At 66.1% G+C, this 7,084-nt stretch carries 7 protein-coding genes and 1 pseudogene; 4 read left to right on the top strand and 4 right to left on the bottom strand.

Annotated elements, in window-relative coordinates:
* Window positions 1–219: pseudogene (locus tag DYI24_RS17615) on the top strand (IclR family transcriptional regulator); the annotation flags it as partial.
* A 143-nt stretch (window positions 220–362) separates the two neighbouring features.
* Here the strand turns inward: DYI24_RS17615 and DYI24_RS17620 are convergent.
* Window positions 363–1,406, bottom strand: a complete 1,044-nt coding sequence (locus DYI24_RS17620) for a GMP reductase (protein WP_164573223.1) — start codon at window positions 1,404–1,406, stop codon at window positions 363–365.
* Between the two features lie 87 nt (window positions 1,407–1,493).
* Between DYI24_RS17620 and DYI24_RS17625 the strand changes: the two genes are divergently transcribed.
* Window positions 1,494–2,399 carry a ketopantoate reductase family protein gene (locus DYI24_RS17625; protein ID WP_164573224.1) on the top strand — a complete coding sequence of 302 codons (906 nt, stop codon included), beginning with the start codon at window positions 1,494–1,496 and terminating at the stop codon, window positions 2,397–2,399.
* Window position 2,400: 1 nt separating this feature from the next.
* Here DYI24_RS17625 and DYI24_RS17630 read toward each other — a convergent pair whose 3' ends face one another.
* Window positions 2,401–3,150: a thermonuclease family protein gene (locus DYI24_RS17630; protein WP_164573225.1), complete on the bottom strand. Its 750-nt coding sequence runs from the start codon at window positions 3,148–3,150 to the stop codon at window positions 2,401–2,403.
* A gap of 127 nt (window positions 3,151–3,277) precedes the next feature.
* Between DYI24_RS17630 and DYI24_RS17635 the strand changes: the two genes are divergently transcribed.
* On the top strand, window positions 3,278–4,192 hold the full coding sequence (locus tag DYI24_RS17635; protein WP_164573226.1) for a PaaI family thioesterase: 915 nt from the start codon (window positions 3,278–3,280) through the stop codon (window positions 4,190–4,192).
* Between the two features lie 180 nt (window positions 4,193–4,372).
* Window positions 4,373–5,575 carry a GGDEF domain-containing protein gene (locus DYI24_RS17640; protein ID WP_164573227.1) on the top strand — a complete coding sequence of 401 codons (1,203 nt, stop codon included), beginning with the start codon at window positions 4,373–4,375 and terminating at the stop codon, window positions 5,573–5,575.
* Here the strand turns inward: DYI24_RS17640 and DYI24_RS17645 are convergent, their stop codons facing one another.
* A complete protein-coding gene (locus tag DYI24_RS17645) occupies window positions 5,576–6,772 on the bottom strand; it encodes an acetate/propionate family kinase (protein ID WP_164573228.1) in 1,197 nt (398 codons plus the stop codon). It abuts the gene before it with no gap.
* Window positions 6,769–7,084: phosphate acyltransferase (locus tag DYI24_RS17650; protein WP_249776389.1), on the bottom strand; the 316-nt coding region annotated here is incomplete at its 5' end. The genes DYI24_RS17645 and DYI24_RS17650, both read right to left, overlap by 4 nt.

Below are 7,084 nucleotides of genomic sequence, written 5' to 3' on the forward strand. Positions count from 1 at the left end.
GAGGCGGTCGAGGCAGAGTTGCGGATATCCATCGAGCGCGGCTATTGCCAGAGCTTTGCCGATTACAGCCGCGACCTCGCCGGCGTCGCGGTGCCGCTGCCGATCGGCGAACGCCGGCTGTCGGTGGTGGTCGCCGGCCCCGAATATCGCATCGGCGACAAGACCGCGGCGATTGCCGTCACGCTGCAGCAGTTCGTCGAGCGGTTTCGGACGTCGTAGTCATTCTGCGCCGCAGCCGACCGGCCCCGTCATTGCGAGGAGCGAAGCGACGAAGCAATCCAGGGCCGTGCACTGAGTCTCTGGATTGCTTCGCTTCGCTCGCAATGACGAGGAGAGACCAGTGGGACCTGTCGGCAACCGGATCAGCGATCGAACACCGTGTTACGCTGGGCGTTCACCAGGATGAAGGTGGTCCGCTTCGGAATTTCCTTGAGATTCTCGGCGCCGATATAGGTCATCGCCGAGCGCAGTCCGCCGGCGATCTTTTCGACCGTGGCGCGCACCTGGCCGCGATACGGCACCTCCACGGTCTTGCCTTCGGCGGCGCGATAATCGGCGACGCCACCGTGATACTTGTTCATCCCGGTTTCCGACGACATGCCGTAGAACACCATGTTGGTCGGCGTCTTCTGCCCGTCCTGCTCGGCATATTTCAATTCACCGCCGCACTCGTCATGGCCGGCCAGCATGCCGCCGAGCATGACGAAGTCCGCACCGCCCCCATAGGCCTTGGCGAGGTCGCCGGGAACGACGCAGCCGCCGTCGGAGCAGACGTGGCCTTTCAAGCCGTGCGCCGCATCGGCGCATTCGATCACCGCCGAGAGCTGCGGATAGCCGACGCCGGTGAGATCGCGCGTGGTACACACCGAGCCTGAACCGATGCCGACGCGGACGATGTCGGCGCCGGCGATCACCAGCGCCTCGGTCATCTCGGCGGTCACCACCGTGCCGGCCATGATGATCGCATCCGGATTCTCGTCTCGCAGCTTGGCCACCGCGCGCACGAAGGCTTCGGTGTAACCATTGGCGACGTCGATGTTCAGCATCGGCACCTTGACCTTGGCCTTCACCGCCGATAGCCGCTCCCAATCGGCCGAGCCGGTGCCGACGGTGACGAACACATTGGCTTCGTCGTCGCCGGCGAGATACTCGGCCAGCCGATCCGGATGATGGAACTTGTGCAGGGCGACCAGCGCGCCGAACGGCCTAAAGGCCTTCGCCATCTCCAGCGTGCCGATGGTGTCCATGTTGGAGGCGATCAGCGGAAAGCCGGTCCAGGCCCGGCTGGAATGGCGAAAGCGGAAGTCGCGCTTGATGTTGGCCTCGAACCGCGACGACAGCACCGAACGCTTGGGCCGGATCAGCACGTCGCGAAAGTCGAGCTTCGGGTTCAAATCGATGTGCACGCACGCCACTCCCGGTTTCATCGGCTGAACGCCAACCTTAAGAAGGAAACATTGCGCATTGGTTGGCGCACGGGAAGGGAGAACGGAATGCAAGTGGCGGTGATGGGGGCCGGCGCGGTCGGGTGCTATTTCGGCGGGCTGCTGGCGCTGGACGGCCATGACGTCACGCTGATCGGACGGCCGAACCATGTCGCCGCGATCGAAGCGAACGGCTTGCGGCTGGAGACCAAGACCGGCACGCAGATGATTCCGCTGAAGGCCGCCACCGAGCCGGCTGTGATCGCCCCGCCCGATCTGGTGCTGTTCTGCGTCAAATCCGCCGATACCGAAGCCGCAGGCAGCGCGCTGCAGCCGCGGCTAAAGCCGGACAGCGTGATCCTCAGCCTGCAGAACGGCGTCGACAACGCAGCGAGACTGCAAGCCGCGATCGGCCATCCGGTGATCGCCTCGGTGGTGTATGTCGGCACCGAGATGGCCGGCCCAGGTCACGTCAAGCATCATGGCCGCGGCGAATTGCTGATCGGCGCCTCGGCGCAAAGCGATGCCATCGCGGCCGCGCTGACGGCGGCGAAGATCCCGACCACCGTGGCACCCGACATTGATCAGGCGCTGTGGTCGAAGCTGATCCTGAACTGCGCCTATAACGCGCTGTCGGCGGTCGCCGACCTGCCTTACGGCGCGCTGCTGGCGATCGACGGCACCGAGCAGGTGGTCCGCAACGTGATCGACGAATGCATCGCGGTGGCCGGCGCCTGCGGCGTCAGGGTCCCCGACGATGTCCTCACCAAGACGCTGGCGCTGCCCGGCGCAATGCCGAGCCAGAAATCATCCACTGCGCAGGATCTGGCGCGCGGCAAGCCGAGCGAGATCGACTTTCTCAATGGCACCGTCGCTCGCCTCGGCGCCGCGCACGGGGTGCCGACGCCGACCAATCTGGCGCTGACCGTCATGGTCAAGCTGGTCGAGAGCCGCCGCGGCATCGGCACCTCGTGAGTTACGGCGTCAGCTTGATCCGGCAGTTGTAGGCTTTGCGGAAGCCGGCGGCGCGGGCATCGTCCTCCGAGCAGAACCAGCGGTTCGGCTTGGTCAGACTGGCGTAGCTCGGGCAGCCGCGGATCTGATACACGCCGACATTGCCGGTGATGCGGGCGCGGCGCGCCAGCTTGCCCTTGATGGTGCAGCCCGGCAGCATCGCCGGCTGATCGGGAAACATCACGTCGATCAGCTCGCTATGCTTGTCCTCGCGGCAGGCGGCGCCGCGCAGCGGGGCGTCCTTGTCCCAGCGGCGAAAGTCGTTCGGCGCGACGAAGCAGCCCTGCCACAGCCCCTTGCGCTCGTCCTTGGCCTTGGTCTCGTCGCCGGCAAAGCGGTCCTTGCCGCCGGCAGCGGCGTTGAGGGCGAAGCCATCCTGCACCAGGCGGCGGCTGAGGCTGTCGCTTTCCCCGGCGATCGCACAGGTGCCGAGCCGGCGCCCCTTGAACACCGGGTCCGGCCCGAGGTCGCGGCAGGTGACGCTTCGGCCGCCGATCAGCTTGACCAGCGCATCGCGGGCTTCGAGGCCGCAGGCCGACGGATCGGCGAACTGGTTGACGCAGCGCTGATCGAGCTCGGGTGCATCGACACCTTCGAGCCGGAAGACCTTGTCGCCGAGCTGCAGGGTGTCTCCGTCCTTCACTACCGCTTCCGCCGCCAAGGCCGGCACCGCCAGCAAGAGTCCCAGCACCATCACGATCAGTCGACGCATTCCCGAACCCTCGTCCCGTCTGCCGGCCGCTCCGGCCGGACACAGTCATACCAGCCGTGCGCCGAAATGGTAGTCGTGCCGCACCGGACGGCTTTGCGGCTTCGCAAGCGCTTGCTAGAACCAATTCATGTCCGACCAATCGATCCCCGATCCGGTGATGTCGTTCGACGACAAAGCGCGGATGATTCAGAACCGCCGCTCGATCCACGGCGCCATCATCGGCCTGCAGCTCGACCGCTACGCTCCTGCGGAGGCGTGGAGCAGCTTGCCCTATCATCCCGTGTTCGTCGGCGACATCTCGACCGGCGTGATCCATGGCGGCGTCGTCACGGCGATGCTCGACGAGAGCTGCGGCATGGCGGTGCAGCTCGCGTTGCCCGGCAGCACCGCAATCGCCACACTCGACCTGCGGATCGATTACTTGCGGCCGGCGACGCCCGGACAGGTGATGCGGGCGCACGCGCATTGCTATCACCTCACCCGTTCGATCGCGTTCGTCCGCGCCACCGCCTATCAGGACGCCGAAGACGCTCCGATCGCCACCGCGACCGCGATGTTCATGGTCGGCGCCAATCGCACCGACATGCTGCGGCAGACCCCGAAGGTGACGCTCGACTCCGCACCCGAGCTGGTGGCGCCGGACGATCCGGACGGCGGGCCACTGGCGATCAGCCCGTATCCGCGCTTCCTCGGCATCCGCGTCGACGGCGATGCCCAGGCGATGATGCCGTATGATCCGAAGCTGGTCGGCAATCCCATTCTGCCGGCGCTGCATGGCGGCGTGATCGGGGCCTTCCTGGAGACCGCCGCGATCGTCAGCGTGCGCCGTGAGATCGGCCTCGCCACCGCGCCGAAGCCGATCGGGCTGACGGTGAACTATCTGCGCTCGGGCCGGCCGCTCGATACCTTCGCCAAGGTGTCGATCGTCAAGCAGGGCCGCCGCGTGGTTGCGTTCGAAGCGCAGGCCTATCAGCGCGATCCGGCCGAGCCAATCGCGTCGTGCTACGGCCACTTCAAATTGCGCTCCGGCGCGGCCGAGTAAACCGCCGCTGTCATTGGTCGAATTCGCCGCTGCCGTTCACCGATTAAGCGGCGATTCACCACACTCCGGCAGGCGGAACCGATTTCACGCTGGATTCAGCATTGTGGGAATAGGTATCTCGCTGTCGCAACGGGCACAGGCAGTCTGACGCGGCACACTGCTGCGAGATCGACACCTCTGATGACCGCGAACAGCAAGATCGCGAACGCCGTCTACATCGAATTCGTTCGGTTGCTGTACACCGCGCGCTGGCCCATCGTGGTGGTGGGCTGCGCGATGCTGACCACCGGGCTCGCGGTCGCCTGGCAGACCCGCGATGTGGTGATGGCGGGGATCGGTCTCACCGGCATGGCGGTGACGCTGGGACGACTCGCGCTGTGTTTCGCGTTCGACCACGCGGTTGCAAAGCGTCCTCTCGATGTCGAAACCGCAAAACAATGGGAACGCCGGCTCGCGGTCGGCGTGATCTCCACCGGCGTCTGCGTCGGTGCCTTCGCGGTGCGCTGCTTCCTGCTGCCCGATCTCGCGGCACATATGATCGCAGGCGGTCTGGTGTTCGGCTATTGCGCCGGCACCACCACGCGGTTTTCGATCCGGCCGTGGATCGTGCAGGCCTCGCTGGTGGTCTCAGTCACCCCGGCAGTCGCGGCAGCGCTGTGGAATTTCGACCTGCTGCACGTGGCTCAGGCGGTGCTGTTTCTGCTGTTCGCCTTGGGCGGCCTCGAACTGATCGATTACATCCACGCCACCACGGCCGAACAACTGACGCTGCGCGCCGAAGCAACGCGGCTCGCCCGTGCCGACGCGCTGACAAATCTGCCGAACCGGCGGCATCTGGTCGAACACTTCAACGAACTCGCCAAGCGGCTGGCCCGCCATGGCGAAGGCTTCGCAGTGATCAGCCTCGATCTCGATTTCTTTAAAGAAGCCAACGACCGCTTCGGCCATGCGGCCGGCGATGAGATTCTGCGCACCGTCGCCGGGCGGATGACCGAACTGCTGGACGACGAGGACCTAGCGGCGCGGATCGGCGGCGACGAATTCGTCGTGGTGCAGGCCAACGTCTCGGATACGGCAGCAGCCGATGACCTCGGTCGCCGGATCGTCGCGGCGCTATCGGAGCCCTACGCGATCGCCGGCGAAGCCGTAATGCTCGGCGCCAGCTTCGGCAGCGCACTGGCGCCGACCGATGGCGTCACGCTCGACGAATTGCTGCGCAAGGCCGATGAGGCGCTGTATGCGGTGAAGCGCAACCGGCCCGGCCGAGTGCGCGAGGTCACTTCCTGGACCGACCAGGCGCCGTTGGTGCCGGAGATCGGCACCATGCCGGAGCACGACCAGACCACCCCGGCCACGCGGCCGACCAACGCCGACGCCGGCTGATCAGCGCCCACCATCGGCAAGCCGCCAGACATGGCGAGCGATCATCAGATCTTCATCGGTCGGGATCGCCCAGGCCGACACTTTGCTGTCTGGTGCGCTGATCCGCCCAGCCCCCGACAGGCTCGTATTCAGGCCCGGATCGAGGCTCACGCCGAGCCAGGCGGCCTGCTCGCACACGCGGCGCCGGATCTCCGAGGCGTGTTCACCAATGCCGCCGGTGAACACCAGCGCGTCGAGCCCGCCGAGTGCAGCGGCGAGCGAGCCGAGCTCACGGGAAATGCGATAGACGAACAATTCAATCGCCTCGCACGCGCGCGGATCGTCGCTCGCGAGCAGCGTGCGCATGTCGTCGCTGATGCCCGACACGCCGAGCAATCCCGACTCGCGATACAGAAGATCCTCGATCTCGCGCGGCGTCATGCTCTTCTCTTCGAGCAGATATAGCACCACGCCCGGATCGAGCTCGCCGCAGCGGCTACCCATCATCAGGCCGTCAAGCGCGGTGAAACCCATCGTGGTGGCGATGCTGCGGCATCTCAGCATCGCGCACATGCTGGCGCCGGCGCCGAGATGCGCCACCACCACCCGGCCATCGGCGACGGCCTGTCCGGCGACGTCCGGCAGCCGGCCCGCGATGTACTCATAAGAGAGACCATGAAAGCCGTAGCGGCGGACGCCTTGTTCGGTCAGCTCGCGCGGCAGCGCGAAGGCGGTGGCGACCTCCGGCAAGCGATGATGGAATGCGGTGTCGAAACACGCGATCTGGGTCAGCGACGGATGCAGCTTGGCCAGGGCCTCGATCGCCGAGACGTTGTGCGGCTGATGCAGCGGCGCCAGCCTGTCGAACGCGCGAAGCTGGGCGATCACCTCAGGCGTCACATCCACCGGTCCATCGAACAGCGCGCCGCCATGGACCACGCGGTGGCCGACCGCGCTCAACCGATGCTCGGGAAACGTCGTTTCGATCCAACCGATCAGCACCGCCATCGCGTCGTCGTGGCTGCTGCCCTCGGGCAGATAGGTGTCGTAGCGGGTCGAGCCGTCGCTGTTCACCACCTTGAAATGCGGCCGGTGACCGAGGCTGCCGATGCCGCCTTCGCATATCAGGTGATCGGCGGTCGGTTCGGTATGCGCTTCATACAGCGCAAATTTGATACTTGAAGACCCCGCATTGAGGACCAGCAGAACATCGCTCATGCGGCACCTCCGGAAAGGCGCGGCGGCGCCGCGGTGGTGTGGCGGGCGAGCAGCAGCGCGATCGCACAGGAGCCGAGCCGAGCTAGCGTCTTGTCGGCGCGGCTGGTGAGGATGATCGGCACTCGCGCGCCGAGCACAATCCCGGCAACGCGGGCGTGTGCCAGATACTCGAGTTGCTTGGCGAGCATGTTGCCGGCTTCGAGGTCCGGCACCACGAAGATGTCGGCGCGCCCTGCGACCGGCGAGACGATGCCCTTGGTCTTGGCGGCCTCTTCCGAAACCGCATTGTCGAAGGCCAGCGGCCCATCCAGG

This window comes from Rhodopseudomonas sp. BR0C11 (assembly GCF_010820945.1).
Classification (GTDB): Bacteria; Pseudomonadota; Alphaproteobacteria; order Rhizobiales; family Xanthobacteraceae; genus Rhodopseudomonas; species Rhodopseudomonas palustris_H.